We start from the raw sequence: 13,728 nt of genomic DNA, 5'->3' as shown, positions 1-13,728 counted from the left end.
GGCCGCTTGTCCGGCGCCCCCGGTCGGCGGCATGATCGGACGCCCGTCCCGCCACCACCTCCGGAGCCCTTCCACCATGACGTACGCCAGTACCGGCCAGCGCAGCGCGGAGCACCGGGTCAGCCCGATCTTCCTGGCGCTGGCCGCCGCACTGATCGCCTCCGGCTGGGCGCTGGCCGCCGCGTGGGGGAACATGCGCGTCGGCGTGTTCCTCTTCGTGGTCTCCGGCTGGATGGTCTCGCTCTGCCTGCACGAGTACGCGCACGCCCGCACCGCGCTGGCGGGCGGCGACATCACGGTCGGCACCAAGGGCTACCTGACGCTGAACCCGCTGAAGTACGGGCACGTGGTGCTGAGCTTCGTCCTGCCGGTGATCTTCGTGATCATGGGCGGGATCGGCCTGCCCGGCGGCGCGGTGTACATCGAGCGGGACCGGATCTCGGGCCGCCTCAAGCACAGCCTGATCTCGGCGGCCGGTCCGCTGGTGAACGTGGCGTTCGGCGTGGTGACGCTGGTGCTCGTCAGCCAGGGCTGGTTCGACGACCCGGACGTCCCCGCTGTCATCGGCGACCAGGCGTACCTCGTCTCACCGCTGCCCGCGGCGCTGGCTTTCCTCGCCTACCTCCAGGTCACCGCGGCGATCCTGAACCTGCTGCCGGTCCCCGGCCTGGACGGCTACGGCATCGTCGAACCCTGGCTGTCGCACAAGGCCCGCCGGGCTGTCGCCCCGTACGCGCCCTACGGCATGCTGCTGCTGTTCGCGCTGGTGTGGCAGAGCCAGGTCGGCCAGTGGCTGTTCGACCTGACGGTGCGGGTCTTCGACCTGTTCGGCGCCGACCCCCGGTACATCAGCCTCGGCCACGATCTGTTCACGTTCTGGAAGTAGCGGTTCAGCCCCGGCCCGCGGCGGCGGCGCGGCGCTCGGCGCGGTCCTTGCGGAGGTAGTACCAGGCGATGTTGCTGGCCACGCCGGCCATCAGGATCCACACCACGCCGAGCCAGTTGCCCTTCATGAAGGAGACCACCGCGGCGGTCACCGCCAGGACGAGGACGGTCAGGGCGTACAGGGCGTTGCGGGGCATGGCGGGGGCTCCTCGGGGCGGGTGGTGTGCCCGGCCATTCTCGCCGACCGAACGGGGCCGCCGGGGCCGGGGGTGGGGCACCCGGGGCGCGCGCCGGGAGCGCGGGGCGGACCGCGGCGCGCGCCGGGCGCTCACACGTCGGTGATCCGCAGCCCCGCGTGGGCCTTGTAGCGGCGGTTGACCGAGATCAGGTTGGCGACCAGCGACTCCACCTGGTGGGCGTTGCGCAGCCGCCCGGCGAAGACGCCGCGCATGCCGGGGATCCGGGAGGCCAGCGCCTGCACCGTGTCGGTGGCGGCCCGGTCCTCGCCGAGCACCATCACGTCGGTGTCGATCCGCTCCACGGTCTCGTCCTGCAGCAGCACCGCCGACAGGTGGTGGAAGGCCGCGGTGACGGTGGAGTCCGGCAGCAGCGCGGCGGCCTGCTGGGCGGCCGAGCCCTCGGGGACCTGGAGCGGGTAGGCGCCCTGCTTGTCGAAGCCCAGCGGGTTGACGCAGTCGACCACGATCTTCCCGGCGAGTTCGGCGCGCAGCGAGGCCAGCGTCTCGGCGTGGCCGTCCCACGGCACCGCGACGATCACCACGTCGGCGGCCGCGGCGCAGGCCGCGTTGTCGGCGCCGCGCACGCCAAGGCCCAGTTCGGCGGCGCAGGACTCGGCGCGCTCGGCGCTGCGGGAACCGACCACGACCTGCTGTCCGGCCCGGGCGAGCCGGTAGGCGAGGCCGCGGCCCTGGTCGCCGGTACCGCCGAGGATCCCCACCACGAGGTGCGAGACGTCGGGCAGGTTCCGGCCCGGTCCGGCCGTCGCGTTCACTGAATCGGGTTGCGTCATGCCGAAGATCCTGCCAAACCGGCCGCCCGAGCAGCATGCTGTCGCGCATGGACGCGGTGAGAGTTTCCGCACTCCGGCAGTCGCTGGCCGGCACCGGCTGGCCCGAACGGGCGGGCGCCTTCGCCGCCGCGCTGCGCGGCTCGGTGACCAGGCGCAGCGCGAGCGGCCTGCTGCTGGTGGGCACCCCCCGCTACGAGCCGTGGCACCTGGCGGCGCACCTGAGCGACGAGGCCGCCTACGCCGGGCTGCCGGAGCTGGCCCCGACCCTGCTGCGGCACGCCGTCCCGACCGGCGCCCCGGAGCACCTGGCCTGCGGCCTGCCCCGGCTCGCGGAGGCGCGCGCGGGCGCGACGGTGCTCCTGGTGGCGCCCGGCCCGGCCGACGCGCCGCTGCTGGAACGGCTGGACGGCGCCCGCCGGGCCGGGGCGGTGCTGCTGGCCCTGGACGACGGCGACCCGGAGCTGACCGACCTGGCCCACGAGCGGCTCACCGTCCCCGGCGCCGCCGAGGAGCCGTTCGAACTGGTCCAGCACCTGGTCAGCTCGGCCGCCTCGGCGGCCCCGCCGCGCTCCCGGCTGTCCCGGCTGACCGAGCGCCTGACCTCCTCCCCCGTGCTGCGCTGGTAGCCCCCGCCCCACCGGAGGCCGCCCCGGCCGGGCGGAAAACCGCTTGCCCCGCCCCGTCCCGGGCGCGCAGCATCTGGCTATGTGACCCGTACCGCTCCGCTGCTGCGCAGAATCCTTCCGGACCTCACGCCCTGGCGTGCCTCCCGGGACTTCCGGCTGCTCTGGGCCTCGGGGTGCGTGACGGGCTTCGGCAGCTTCCTGTCGTTCGTGGCGCTGCCGATCCAGATCAAGGAGCTGACCGGCTCGACCTTCGCGGTGGGCCTGGTCGGCGCGTGCGAGCTGGTGCCGCTGGTGGTGTTCGGCCTGTGGGGCGGCGCCCTGGCGGACGCGCTGGACCGCCGCCGCCTGGTGCTGCTCAGCGAGGCCGGGCTGGCCCTGCTGTCGGCGCTGATGCTGGCCAACGCGCTGCTGCCGCACCCGATGCTGTGGCCGATCTACCTGGTCGCGGCCCTGGTCGCGGCGCTGGACGGCCTGCAGCGCCCGGCGCTGGACTCGATGGTGCCCCGGGTGGTGGCGCACGACCAGCTGCCCGCCGCGTTCGCCCTCAACTCGCTGTACCGCAACGTCGCCTCGGTGGCCGGCCCGCCGCTGGCGGGCGTGGTGGTCGCGGTGGCCGGGGCCCGCAGCGCCTACGCGCTGGACCTGCTGACGTTCCTGGTCTCGCTGGCGCTGATCTCCCGGATGCGCCCGGTGCCGCCCGCCGAGAGCGCCGGGGCCCCGTCGCTGCGCAGCATCGGGCAGGGCCTGGCGTACGCCTGGGGCCGCAAGGACCTGCTGGGCACCTACGCGATCGACGTGGTGGCGATGCTGTTCGCCTACCCGGTGGCGCTGTACCCGTTCCTGGCCTCGTCGCTGGACGCCGAGTGGGCGCTGGGCCTGCTGTACGGGGCGACGGCGGCCGGGGCGCTGCTGGTGGCCGCGACCGGCGGCTGGACGGCCCGGGTGCACCGGCACGGGCGGATGCTGCTGTTCGCGGCGCTCGGCTGGGGCGGCGCGATGACGCTGGCCGGGCTGGCCGGGAACATCTGGCTGGTGCTGCTGTTCCTGGCGGTGGCCGGCGGGGCGGACCAGATCAGCGGGGTGGCCCGGTCGACGATCTGGAACCAGTCCATCCCCGACGAACTGCGCGGGCGGCTCGCCGGGGTGGAGCTGCTCTCGTACTCGGTGGGCCCGCAGCTGGGCCAGGTCCGGGCCGGCGGGATGGCGGCGCTGGCCGGGGTGCGCGGCTCGATCTGGGCCGGCGGGCTGCTGTGCGTGGCGGGCGTGCTGGCGCTGACCGCGGCGATCCCCAAGCTGCTGGCCTGGGACTCGCGCACCGACCCGCACGCGCTGGCGGTGCGGGCCCAGCACGAGCGCCGGGCCGCGGGCGTCCCCGTGGGATCCTGAGCCGCCGTCAGCCCTCCGGGCGGGCCTCGTCGTCGTTCCAGCGCGGGTCGTCCCGCCACTCCTGGTTGCGCTCGGCGGCGGTCTCCAGGGCGTGCGCGGCCTCCTCCCGGCTGGCGTACGGGCCGAGCCGGTCCTTGGCCGGGCACTCCGGGCCCTCCTCGACCTTGCCGTGCTTGATGCAGTAGAACCACTCCCCCGGCTGCCCGGTGGGCTTGCTGCGGCCGAACGCCATCGTCTGCTTCTCCGTCCTGGTGGGTGCCGCGGCGGGCCGCGGCCGTCGGTGGTGATCCTTTCCCGTCGCCCGGGCCGCACACACGGCCCGGGGCCGGGCGGGCGGCGGCCGATACACTCGCCGTCATGGCTCTGGTACCCGGCACGCTGTCCCCCACCCGCAAGGTCCCCGCGCACATCGCGCGTCCGGAGTACGTCGGCAAGCCCGCGCCGACGCCGTACACCGGCCCCGAGGTGCAGGACGCCGAGACGATCGAGAAGATGCGGATCGCCGGGCGGATCGCCGCGCGGGCGATGGCCGAGGCGGCGAAGCTGATCGCCCCCGGCGTCACCACCGACGAGCTGGACGCCGTCGCCCACGCGTACATGTGCGACCACGGCGCGTACCCGTCGGACCTCGGCTACCGGGGCTTCCCGAAGTCGATCTGCACCTCGGTCAACGAGGTGATCTGCCACGGCATCCCGGACTCGACCGTGCTGCAGGACGGCGACATCGTCAACATCGACGCCACCGCGTTCATCCACGGCGTGCACGGCGACCTGAACGCCACCTACCTGTGCGGCGAGGTGGACGAGGAGTCCCGGCTGCTGGTCGAGCGCACCGAGGAGTCGCTGAACCGGGCGATCAAGGCGGTCAGGCCGGGCCGGCAGATCAACGTGATCGGCCGGGTGATCGAGTCGTACGCCAAGCGGTTCGGCTACGGGGTGGTGCGCGACTTCACCGGCCACGGCATCAACACCTCGTTCCACTCCGGCCTGATCGTCCCGCACTACGACAGCGAGCGGGCCACCGAGGTGATCAAGCCCGGGATGACCTTCACCATCGAGCCGATGCTCACCCTGGGCACCTACGACTACGAGGTCTGGCCGGACGGCTGGACGGTGGTCACCAAGGACCGCAAGCGCACCGCCCAGTTCGAGCACACCCTGCTGGTCACCGCGGACGGCGCGGAGATCCTCACCCTGCCCTGAGCGCGCACGACGACGGCGGCCCCCGCTCGGTGAGCGGGGGCCGCCGTATCGTTCCTGCGCGGGCTCAGCCGATCAGCCACTGCTCCTGGGCCACCGCACCGACCTCGGTGCAGGCGTCGGTCAGCACGTCCAGCACCCGCAGCGGGTCCGGCAGCGCGAGCTCGGGGCCGCGCAGCCAGCGCACCTCGGAGCCGTCCGGCAGCGCGGCCGGCGGGACGAGGGTGTACGAGCCGCGGCAGTGCCAGCGCAGGCCGGGGTGCTCGGAGACGGTGTCGGGGGTGGAGTCCAGCGCGCTGGTCCACCACTCGTCCTCGTCCTGCGGGGTGCCGCGGGTCGCGGTGAAGAACAGGTACCGGTCGGCGCCGACCGCCGCCACCGGGCCGACCGCGCCGAGCGCCTCCAGCCGCTGCAGGGCGAGCACGCCCGCCTCGGCCGGCACGTCCAGCACGTCGTGCGCGCGGCCGGTCGCGGTGACGAAGTTCGCCTCCGGGTCCCGGGACAGCCAGCGCGCCAACTGCTCGGCGTCGGTGGTGGCCTGGGACTGCCAGGCGAAGGAGAGCGGGTGCTGGGCCGGGGCCGGACAGCCGACCCGGTCGCACGAGCACCGGTACCCGGCCGGGTGCGCCGCGGGCGCCACCGGGAACCCCGCCCTGGCCGCCCCCAGCAGCAGGTCCAGCCTCGCGGCCGCGTCCCCGCCGGCGGGCCCCGGGCGTTCCCGCCGCTCCCGCCGCCACCAGGACGTCCACCTGCTGCTGGTTTCCATCTGGCCCCTTCCGCACGCACCTGCCTGAGCTGCCGTGCCAGGTACGGCACGGCCACCGACGCAACAACCGACGCCAACGCACGGAGCCGCTCGCTGCTTCCCGAGGGGGTGCACCGCGCGCGGGGGCGTCCTGCCGCCGACCGGGCCGGGGTCTCCGGGCGGCCGACGTCCGGGGTCGGGTACGGGGGACGAGAGTCGCGCCCGCCGGGCGGGCGCACCACGGCGCGCCCCACCCGGCCCGTACGGGCCCGCGGACCCGGGGTGGACCCCGGGGGCGTACGTAGCAGGATAAGGCTCCCGGAGCCCTCCGGATGACCGGGGGCGTGCCGCCCCCGTCACACCCGCTCCACACGCCCGTTCCGGAACGGACACACCCGCCCGCTCCGCCCCGCCCGCGCCGCGCCTACCCTGGTCGGGTGAAGAGCGCCGACACCGAGTTCTCCGGGGGCCCGCTGGACGGCCGGGTCCTGCCGGTCCTGCTGGGCATGATGCACAGCGTCCCCAAGGTCTACCGGGTGCCCGTCCCCGCGCACGGGGACACCCCGGCGACCGTCCTGGTCTACCGGCGCGCCAAGGAGTACGGGCCCAAGGGGCGCTACCGCTGGCGCTACGAGTACGACACCGACGCCTGACCGGTCGTCAGCCCCGGCCCCGAGGGGGTCAGTCCTCCTCGGCCAGGATCAGGTACAGCTTCTTCTTCGTCTCGGCCAGCACCGCGAGGCCCTTGGTCCGCTGCTCCTCGGTGCCGGTCGTCATGACCTGCCGCACCGCGTGGTCCACCGCCGCGAGCGCGGCGCCGACCTCCTGCACGGCCTCCCAGTCGTCCCGCCGGCCGGCCTCGTCCCACGGGGACGGGCTGTTCTGCTCGGCCTCGGCCCGGCCCTGCTCGGTCAGTTCGAACAGCTTCTTGCCGGACTCCTCGTTGGCCTTGACCAGCCCCTCCTCCTCCAGCAGCTGGAGCGTCGGGTAGACCGACCCGGGGCTGGGGCGCCAGACCCCGCCGGTCCGCTCGCCGATCTCGGTGATCATCTCGTAGCCGTGCATCGGACGCTCCCGCAGCAGCGCGAGCAGTGAGGCCCGCACGTCACCGCGCCTGGCCCGGCCGCCCCGCCGACCGCCCCCGTGCCCCCGCGGACCGTGCCCGCCGAACCCCCGGCCGCGCGGCCCGAACCCCGGCCCGAACGGCGGCATCGGCCGCCCCGGCGCGCCGAACGGCCCGAACGCCGCCCGCCCCTCGAACTCGTCGACGCCCTCGCCGGGCATCCCCGCGCGCCCCGGCCGCCCCGGGCCCTCGGCCCAGCGACGCCGGCCTTCTCCACCAAAACGCTTGTCGTACCGCATGACGGACACCTGTCTTCCCAGAGGAGTGGATGCTCCACTGAACGAAGCATCTCGATACTTCGACGATATATCGCTAACTATCGGATGGCAATGCCGTTCCGACAGTCGGCCGTCGACGGCCCGTGACCGGGGAGCCGGACCGGCAGGGGCTTGAGCCGGGCGCCCCGGAGTCGGGCTCGTCGGAGGACCGCTCCTCGCCGGCGGGTTCCCGAAGAGCGCTCGCGGGCGCGGGACGGCCCGGGGCGGGCCGCCGGGGACCCGCATGCCGCGCGTTCCCGCCGGTCACGGCCCGTGATGAACTCCCGCCCGGAGCAGTGGTCCGCGCACCGGGGGTCCGGCCCGAGGGGCCGGAAGGGGCAGCGGCAGGTCAGCCGGACGAACAGGCGCACCAGGTGATCCGCACCCCGACCGGGCTCACCTCGGGAGCGTCAGCACTTCTGCTTCCACGCCTGCTGGATCAGCGGCTCGGCCTCGTCCAGCGTGAAGGTGACCTGCCAGGTCACGGCCGCCCGGTGCAGGGTGTCGGCGAACTCCTGGTAGCCGTGGTCCTGTTGAGCCGCGTCGGCGGCGCGGTTGGCCGCCGTGTCCAGGTACTGCTCGGCGGTCCGGTAGTAGGGGTCGGCCGGGTCCGACGGCCGGGGGAGGGCGAGCTGGTCGGTCAGCTGCCGCAGGGAGGCGCAGGCGGACTTGGCGAACCCGCGCGCCGCCACCGTGGCCTTGGAGGGCGTCGAAGTGCAGGCCGCCAGGGAGAGCGATGACGCCAACAGCAGTGGCAGCGGCAGTAACAGACGGAGTATCAGCTGACGTCGGCTGGTCATGGGTCGATCCTAGTGAGCACGACGGCCCGACCGCCCGGGAATCCGGTGGCCCCCACTGCGCGCGCACCCGCCCCGGTCGGTCCGGCTTCCCCTTCGCCGAACGGCGTCGGTCCGGCTTCGGTGGCACAGATCGGCCGACGGGGGCGGCGGCGGGGGGTCACCGGTTGCCCGGGTAGTTCGACGGGCCGGCCTCGTCGATTGCGGCGTCGGCCGCGGCCTTCGTCCACTCCTCGAGGCTGCTGTCGCTGCCGAGGCTGAGGTAGATCGCCAGCGAGTGCAGCAGGTAGCGGTGGTGGTGGCCGCGGTAGCCGCTCTGGGTGGCGCCGGTGAGGTCCGTGCCGCTGTCGCAGAGTTCGGAGCCGGGGCCGGTCTTCGGGCACCAGAAGCCCCAGTCCGTGGTGGAGGCCCCGGCCAGGGCGTCGTCGGCGTCCTCGGCGGTCTTCCGGTCGGCGAGCGGGATCACCAGGACCACCACCATGATCCGGTCCTCGGAGTCGGTGTACGTCCCGACCACCTGCTGGTCGCAGCCAGCCCGGCTCAGCACCGTCCTGACGTTGTCCGCGATGGTGCTGTCCAGGCAGCCCTGGGCCGAGCCGCTGTTGCGGGTGTACTCCACGCCCTTGGCGTCGGTGAAGGACGTCGGGAGCAGCGCGTTCGCGGTCAGCGGGGTGCCGTCGGTCCGCGCGAGGTCCAGCGAGGCGGGGTCGAAGGCCGGGGTGCTCTCCTCCGACGGGGTGGGGGTCGGGGAGGGGCTCGGCGACGGGGTGGGGGTCGGGGTCGGGGACGGGGTGTAGCTGTAGGTGGGCGTCGCGCTGCGGCCGGTGTCCTTCCAGGGCTGGGCGACCAGGAGGAGGAAGCCCGCGAGCAGCGTGACCAGGACGAGGGCCGGGGCGGCGGCCCGCAGCCGCCCGGGCTTCGGGGCGGACCCCGGAACGGGCGCGGGTGCGGGGGCCGGCGCGGGCCCGGGGGCGGTGGCGGGGGCGGTGGCGGGGGTGGTCGAGGCGGTCTCGGCGGCGGCCCGGAGGTGCTCGGCCCACTCGCCCGGGGCCGGCCGCCGCTGCGGGTCGGGGTCGAGGCCGCGGCGGGCCAGGTCGCCGAGGGCCGGGCTCAGCGCGGCCAGCGCGGCGGGGTCGGTGCTGCCCTGGTCGCGGGCGATCAGCCGGACGGCGAGCAGCGCGAGCTTGTGGGCGTCCCCGGCCGGGGTGGCCTTCTCCTCACCGGGCGGCAGCGCCCAGTCCGGCGTCTCGGCCTGCGGGAGGACGCTGGCTCCGCGCAGCCGCATCGCGTCGCAGTCGATCAGGAAGCACTCGGGCCGGCCGTCGGCGGCGAACAGCAGGTTCTTCGGGGAGAGGTCGCCGACCGCGATGCCGAGCCGGTGCAGCCGTTCGAGCGTGCCGGCCAGGTCGGCCAGCAGCAGCAGGCGGTCGCGTTCGCTGACGGTAAGTCCGATGCCGGCCACGTACGCGTCGTCGTTGAGCAGGAACTCGAGGTTGGCCAGCCGCCGGGTGCCGCCGGACGGGCCGCGCAGGCTGCGGAAGTCGAACCGGAAGCGGTCGGGGGCGGAGCGCATCAGGAACCCGCTGACCGCGCCCGCCCGGCGGACCACCGCGGCCGGCCAGGCGGCCTTCTCGCACAGCCACCGGCCCTCGTCGCCGTCCAGTTCGCCGAGCAGGCCGACCATGGCGGTCAGTGCGGCGGTGTCGAGCGCGGCGAGCAGCTCCGGCGCGTACTCCTTGTAGACCACGTCCCAACCGCCGTCGGCGGCGGCCCGGTTGATCCTCCGGTTGGTCACCGCGTGGACGACGCCCTGGCCGCCCTGGCCCAGCCGCCGGTCCAGGACCAGGGCGGCGTGGTCGACGGAGCCGCCGGGGGCGGTGCTCACCGCGCCGCCGGGTCGCGCCGCCAGAGGGCGAGCAGGGTCCGGTCGTCGTCGAAGGTCTCCCGGGAGAAGTCCAGCACCTGGGCGAGCCACAACGGCGAGGGGGGCGTGGCGAGTTGACGGGCGAACAGGGCGCCGACCTGGCCGTCCCCGTCCCCCAGCGGGTCGCCGAAGCCGTCGGTGCCGACCAGCAGCACCTGGCCCGGCGCCAGCCGGACGGTGGCCTGTTCGAGCGGGTCGGGGACGCTGGGCAGCGGCCGGACCTCGTTGGAGACCAGCAGGGTGTCCGCGCCGGTCTTCGACGGGAACAGCGGCCGGTAGCCGCCCCGGTGCGGGTCGAGCAGCCAGGCGTCCGAGTCCCCGATCCGGAACAGTTCGACGACCGGTCCGGCCGGGTCCGGCCGGACCAGGCCCGCGACCAGCGTGGTCGCGTACAGGCCGGCGACCTCGGCCGGGGACGGGTCGGCGCGGCGCAGCCGGGCCCGGGCCAGCCGGTGCAGCCGCTCGGCGGCGTGCCCGGCCACGTCGCGGTGGTCGAGCGCGGCCGGGCTCCAGGCGAGTTGGAGCAGGATCCGCTCCAGGGCGGCCCGGCACGCCTCGGCGGCGCCGCGCTCGGCCCGGGTGGCGCTGGAGACGCCGTCGGCGACGGCGAACGCCACCGCGCCGCTGTCCCCGTGCGGGACGGCCCGGGCGGCGTCCTGCCGGGGGCGGCGGTAGTAGCGGTGCTGGGCGCCGCGGACCGAGGCCAGCCGCAGGGTGAACTCGGCGGTGGACCAGCCGTCGCACTCGGTGTCGGGCACGTCGTAGGCGTCCTCGCCGGGGGGCCGGGGCTCGAACTCGACCCCGGGCGTGCCGACCGCGATCCGCTGCCAGGGCGGCGGCCCGGCCGGTGGCGGCCCGGCCGGCGGGGACTGGGGCGGTGGTGGCGGGAGCGACGGCGGCGGGAGCGGCGCGGGGGTGCCGCCGCCCCCGTGCGGACCCACTAGCCGACCTCGTCGATGGCCATGGTGAACCGGTCCGGCCGGTTGACCACCAGCTGCGGCTCGGCGGAGTTCAGCGCGTGGCCGGAGGCGACCAGGCTGGCGGTGAGCGACTGGAAGAACTCGGCGATGGCCTGGCCGATGTCCGTCCCGGACCGGGCCACGAAGGCGAACTCCTGCCGGGTGGCGACCTCCAGCATGGTCCGGGCCTGGGCGTCGCCGATGCCGCAGGCGATGATGTTGGGGGCGGTGGGGGTGCGGGTCCGGTCGACGAGTTCGCCGTGCGCGCGCCGCCAGCCGCTGCCGTCGGTGGGCTGGCCGTCGCTGAGGAAGAACACCACCGGGCGGTGCACCTTGTAGCCCTGGCCGCGCAGCCACTGCACGTCGGTGGGGATGCGCTGCAGCAGGTCCTCGAAGACCGCCCCGTACCGGGTCGAGCCCCGGATGACCACCTCGGGCAGGGTGGTCTCGGTGCGCATGTCGGCGACCGCGAGCCGGACCTGCACGGTGTCGGAGAAGCCGAGCACGGCCAGCCGCAGCTTCGCGGCGATCATCGGTTCGGCCCGCAGTCCCTCGCAGAGCGAGACCAGGCCGTCGGACAGCTCCTTGCGGTAGGGGCCCATCGAGGCCGACTCGTCGGCCAGCACGTAGGCGGGCAACAGCACACCCCTGGTCTCGGCCACCGTCTCCCCCTTCACGTCGCCCGTGCGACACTCGGTTTCCCGTCCCGGGCCGTTGCCCGGCGGGCGCTACTGCAGCAGGGCCCGGACCGACTGCTCCAGCCCCTGGATCTCGGTGGCCACCGCCGCGGTGGCGGCCACCCCCTGGCCGGCCCGGGTCAGGTAGGCCAGTACCCGCTCCCAGCGCCGGGCGGGCGCGGCCACCTCCTGCCCGAGCTCCTCCGCGGCCCGCACCGTGGCGGGCTCGGCGCTCTGCCGCAGCTGCTCGACCAGCGCCAGCACCCGCCGGACCAGGGCCTCCTCGTCCACCGCGGAGTTGTGGACGGTGGCCGAGGAGTTCTGGCCCGCGGCGATCCCGGCGCCGGTGATGGTGACCTGGGCGTTGCCGCCGATGTGCAGCCCGCCGGTGACGTTGCGCTGCTCGGTCATCTGTCCTCCTTCTTCCCGCCGCCCGGGGCCCGGCCGGCCAGCCGCATGATCCGGCTGCCGGCACCGGCGGCCACCGGGGAGTTGACGAAGCTGACGTTGGCGTTGCCGGAGGTGAAGATCCCCCCGTTGTAGATCACGTTCTGGCGCTCCCGGAGCTCCGAGACGTCCACCTGGTGGTCCGTCAGGAAGTCGGTGAGCGCGTCCAGCACCCGGCGCTCGACGACCTTGGTGTACATCTGGCTGTCGACCTGCTGGAAGTACCGGTGGAAGCCGGGCTCGGCCGCCGCCTCCCGGATGCTCAGCTCGGCGCCGTAGTTGAAGGCCCCCAGCGCGATCCGGCGCAGCTGCTCGCGCTGCTTGCGGCGCGCGGCCAGCCCCTCGGCCAGCCGGCCCAGCACCTCCGCGGGGGCGGCCAGCAGCCGGCCCGGCACGGCGGCGGCCGAGGTGCCGAGCAGGGTGAGCAGCTGCCGCCAGGTCGGGCGGTCGAGCAGGTGGTCGACCTGGTGGTACCAGCGGTGCAGCGGCGGGAGCACGGTGGTGCCGCCCTCGACGAAGAGCAGGTCGCGGGCCGCACTCAGCGAGAACCGGGTGACGGTGCCGACCACCAGTTCGCCGCTCCAGCCGGAGACCGTGGTCAGCAGGTAGGGCCGGGCCCGTCCCGCGCCGTCCTCGCGCAGCCGGTCGAGGGTGTCGGGGGGCAGGTCGGTCCGCGGCCGGCCGTCGGGCCTGGGCAGCAGCAGCCGTTGCAGCGCCGGGTCGAGCCCCTGGGCGAGGTCGGCGCCGTTCACGAAGACCCGTTCGGCGACCGTCACCCCGGGCAGTCCGAGGGCCCGCAGCACGCCGGTCACCTCGGTGTTCAGTTCCGCGAGCGTGAACGGGAGGACCTGGTCGGAGTGTTCGTCGGGCCGGTCCACCGCGACGGTGAAGTTCCACGGGGAGACCAGCTTGCCGTAGCCGAGGAACGGGTCGAACCCGGCGAAGACCGAGACGTTCCCCTGCCGGTCCTGCGCGGCGACCTCGCCCAGCAGCTTCTCCTCGGCCGGCTGGGCGTGCGGCGCCCGGGCCGGGTCGAAGGCGTGCCGGCTCAGCCGGGGCCGCAGCACCCCGTAGAACGTGACGAGCCGTTCGGTCAGCACGGTCGCCCAGGCCGCGGCGAGCAGCAGCAGGACGAACACCGGCAGCGGCACCGGGGGCGGCGCCTGCAGCAGCAGCGGCAGCACCAGCACCAGCACGACGCAGGTCAGCACGCCCCGGGCGGTGGCCTGCCGGGCCTGCGCGGCCAGCGCGTACCGCAGGACGCAGACCAGGTCGACGCCCGGCGAGAACGCGACGGCCCGGTACGGCTCCTTGAGCACGGCGTCGACCACCCGGTTGCCCAGGGCCCCGTCCAACTGGACGGCGGCGCACAGGAACCGGGTCGCGTCCGTGGCCGCCCGCGCGGTCGGCTGCGGCGGCACCGCCGGCGGGGACGCCCAGGTGCTGCCGGCCGGCGCCGGAGCGGCGGGCACGGCGGGGGCGGCCGGAGCGGACGCGGGTACCGCGGGCGTGCCGGGCCGGGCGAAGGTGGGCGTCATCGGCGGCTTCCTGCCGAACGCCTCGGCGGGCGCGGGCTCCCCCGGATCGAACGTGCTCATTCGGTCACCGCCGAACGTCGAGCGTTCATGCTCCGAGCTTGCACCTGCCCGGGACGGTTCGGCAACAGGCTCCG

General features: G+C 75.1%; 16 protein-coding genes. 5 read left to right on the top strand and 11 right to left on the bottom strand.

Going from position 1 to position 13,728, the window contains the following annotated elements; translation table 11 throughout:
- Positions 1 to 76: 76 nt before the first annotated feature.
- Positions 77 to 886, top strand: coding sequence for a site-2 protease family protein (locus EDD39_RS14080; protein WP_123556036.1), 810 nt, complete (start codon positions 77 to 79; stop codon positions 884 to 886).
- A gap of 4 nt (positions 887 to 890) precedes the next feature.
- Here EDD39_RS14080 and EDD39_RS14075 read toward each other — a convergent pair whose 3' ends face one another.
- Positions 891 to 1,082, bottom strand: a complete 192-nt coding sequence (locus EDD39_RS14075; RefSeq protein ID WP_123556034.1) for a hypothetical protein — start codon at positions 1,080 to 1,082, stop codon at positions 891 to 893.
- A gap of 131 nt (positions 1,083 to 1,213) precedes the next feature.
- Entirely contained in the window at positions 1,214 to 1,915 is a 702-nt protein-coding gene (gene npdG / locus EDD39_RS14070; RefSeq protein ID WP_123556033.1) for an NADPH-dependent F420 reductase, read from the bottom strand.
- A gap of 47 nt (positions 1,916 to 1,962) precedes the next feature.
- Here npdG and EDD39_RS14065 point away from each other — a divergent pair, with 47 nt between their 5' ends.
- Together EDD39_RS14065 and EDD39_RS14060 are read left to right on the top strand one after the other, a co-directional pair.
- Positions 1,963 to 2,541: a hypothetical protein gene (locus EDD39_RS14065; RefSeq protein WP_123560428.1), complete on the top strand. Its 579-nt coding sequence runs from the start codon at positions 1,963 to 1,965 to the stop codon at positions 2,539 to 2,541.
- A gap of 81 nt (positions 2,542 to 2,622) precedes the next feature.
- Entirely contained in the window at positions 2,623 to 3,927 is a 1,305-nt protein-coding gene (locus EDD39_RS14060; protein WP_123556031.1) for an MFS transporter, read from the top strand.
- 7 nt (positions 3,928 to 3,934) lie between these two features.
- Here EDD39_RS14060 and EDD39_RS14055 read toward each other — a convergent pair whose 3' ends face one another.
- The gene (locus EDD39_RS14055; protein ID WP_123556030.1) at positions 3,935 to 4,159 is read right to left on the bottom strand and encodes a hypothetical protein; all 225 of its coding nucleotides are present in this window, start codon (positions 4,157 to 4,159) and stop codon (positions 3,935 to 3,937) included.
- A gap of 125 nt (positions 4,160 to 4,284) precedes the next feature.
- Between EDD39_RS14055 and map the strand changes: the two genes are divergently transcribed.
- The gene (gene map, locus EDD39_RS14050) at positions 4,285 to 5,130 is read left to right on the top strand and encodes a type I methionyl aminopeptidase (protein WP_123556028.1); all 846 of its coding nucleotides are present in this window, start codon (positions 4,285 to 4,287) and stop codon (positions 5,128 to 5,130) included.
- 64 nt (positions 5,131 to 5,194) lie between these two features.
- On the opposite strand, the gene EDD39_RS14045 is transcribed toward map, so the two are convergent.
- A complete protein-coding gene (locus EDD39_RS14045) occupies positions 5,195 to 5,893 on the bottom strand; it encodes a bifunctional DNA primase/polymerase (protein ID WP_030460713.1) in 699 nt (232 codons plus the stop codon).
- 416 nt (positions 5,894 to 6,309) lie between these two features.
- Here EDD39_RS14045 and EDD39_RS14040 point away from each other — a divergent pair, with 416 nt between their 5' ends.
- Positions 6,310 to 6,525, top strand: a complete 216-nt coding sequence (locus tag EDD39_RS14040) for a hypothetical protein (protein WP_123556026.1) — start codon at positions 6,310 to 6,312, stop codon at positions 6,523 to 6,525.
- 28 nt (positions 6,526 to 6,553) lie between these two features.
- On the opposite strand, the gene EDD39_RS14035 is transcribed toward EDD39_RS14040, so the two are convergent.
- The 7 genes from EDD39_RS14035 to EDD39_RS14005 form a co-directional block, all read right to left on the bottom strand.
- The gene (locus EDD39_RS14035; protein ID WP_425269684.1) at positions 6,554 to 6,976 is read right to left on the bottom strand and encodes a PadR family transcriptional regulator; all 423 of its coding nucleotides are present in this window, start codon (positions 6,974 to 6,976) and stop codon (positions 6,554 to 6,556) included.
- A 686-nt stretch (positions 6,977 to 7,662) separates the two neighbouring features.
- Positions 7,663 to 8,052, bottom strand: a complete 390-nt coding sequence (locus EDD39_RS14030) for a hypothetical protein (RefSeq protein WP_123818679.1) — start codon at positions 8,050 to 8,052, stop codon at positions 7,663 to 7,665.
- Positions 8,053 to 8,209: 157 nt separating this feature from the next.
- Positions 8,210 to 9,934, bottom strand: a complete 1,725-nt coding sequence (locus EDD39_RS39550) for a hypothetical protein (RefSeq protein WP_162870013.1) — start codon at positions 9,932 to 9,934, stop codon at positions 8,210 to 8,212.
- Positions 9,931 to 10,914, bottom strand: a complete 984-nt coding sequence (locus EDD39_RS14020; RefSeq protein ID WP_123556020.1) for a protein phosphatase 2C domain-containing protein — start codon at positions 10,912 to 10,914, stop codon at positions 9,931 to 9,933. The genes EDD39_RS39550 and EDD39_RS14020 overlap by 4 nt, the downstream gene beginning before the upstream one ends.
- Positions 10,914 to 11,594 (bottom strand): vWA domain-containing protein, encoded by a 681-nt coding sequence (locus tag EDD39_RS14015; RefSeq protein WP_123560426.1) that lies wholly within the window; start codon positions 11,592 to 11,594, stop codon positions 10,914 to 10,916. Before EDD39_RS14015 ends, EDD39_RS14020 begins: the two co-directional genes overlap by 1 nt.
- A 66-nt stretch (positions 11,595 to 11,660) precedes the next feature.
- Positions 11,661 to 12,020: a hypothetical protein gene (locus EDD39_RS14010; protein WP_123556018.1), complete on the bottom strand. Its 360-nt coding sequence runs from the start codon at positions 12,018 to 12,020 to the stop codon at positions 11,661 to 11,663.
- Positions 12,017 to 13,654: a hypothetical protein gene (locus EDD39_RS14005; RefSeq protein ID WP_148089438.1), complete on the bottom strand. Its 1,638-nt coding sequence runs from the start codon at positions 13,652 to 13,654 to the stop codon at positions 12,017 to 12,019. Before EDD39_RS14005 ends, EDD39_RS14010 begins: the two co-directional genes overlap by 4 nt.
- Positions 13,655 to 13,728: the final 74 nt, after the last annotated feature.

The sequence above is a fragment of the Kitasatospora cineracea genome, assembly GCF_003751605.1.
Taxonomy (GTDB): Bacteria; Actinomycetota; Actinomycetes; order Streptomycetales; family Streptomycetaceae; genus Kitasatospora; species Kitasatospora cineracea.
Note: the sequence above shows the minus strand (reverse complement) of the source record. Positions and strands in the feature narration are given on the sequence as shown.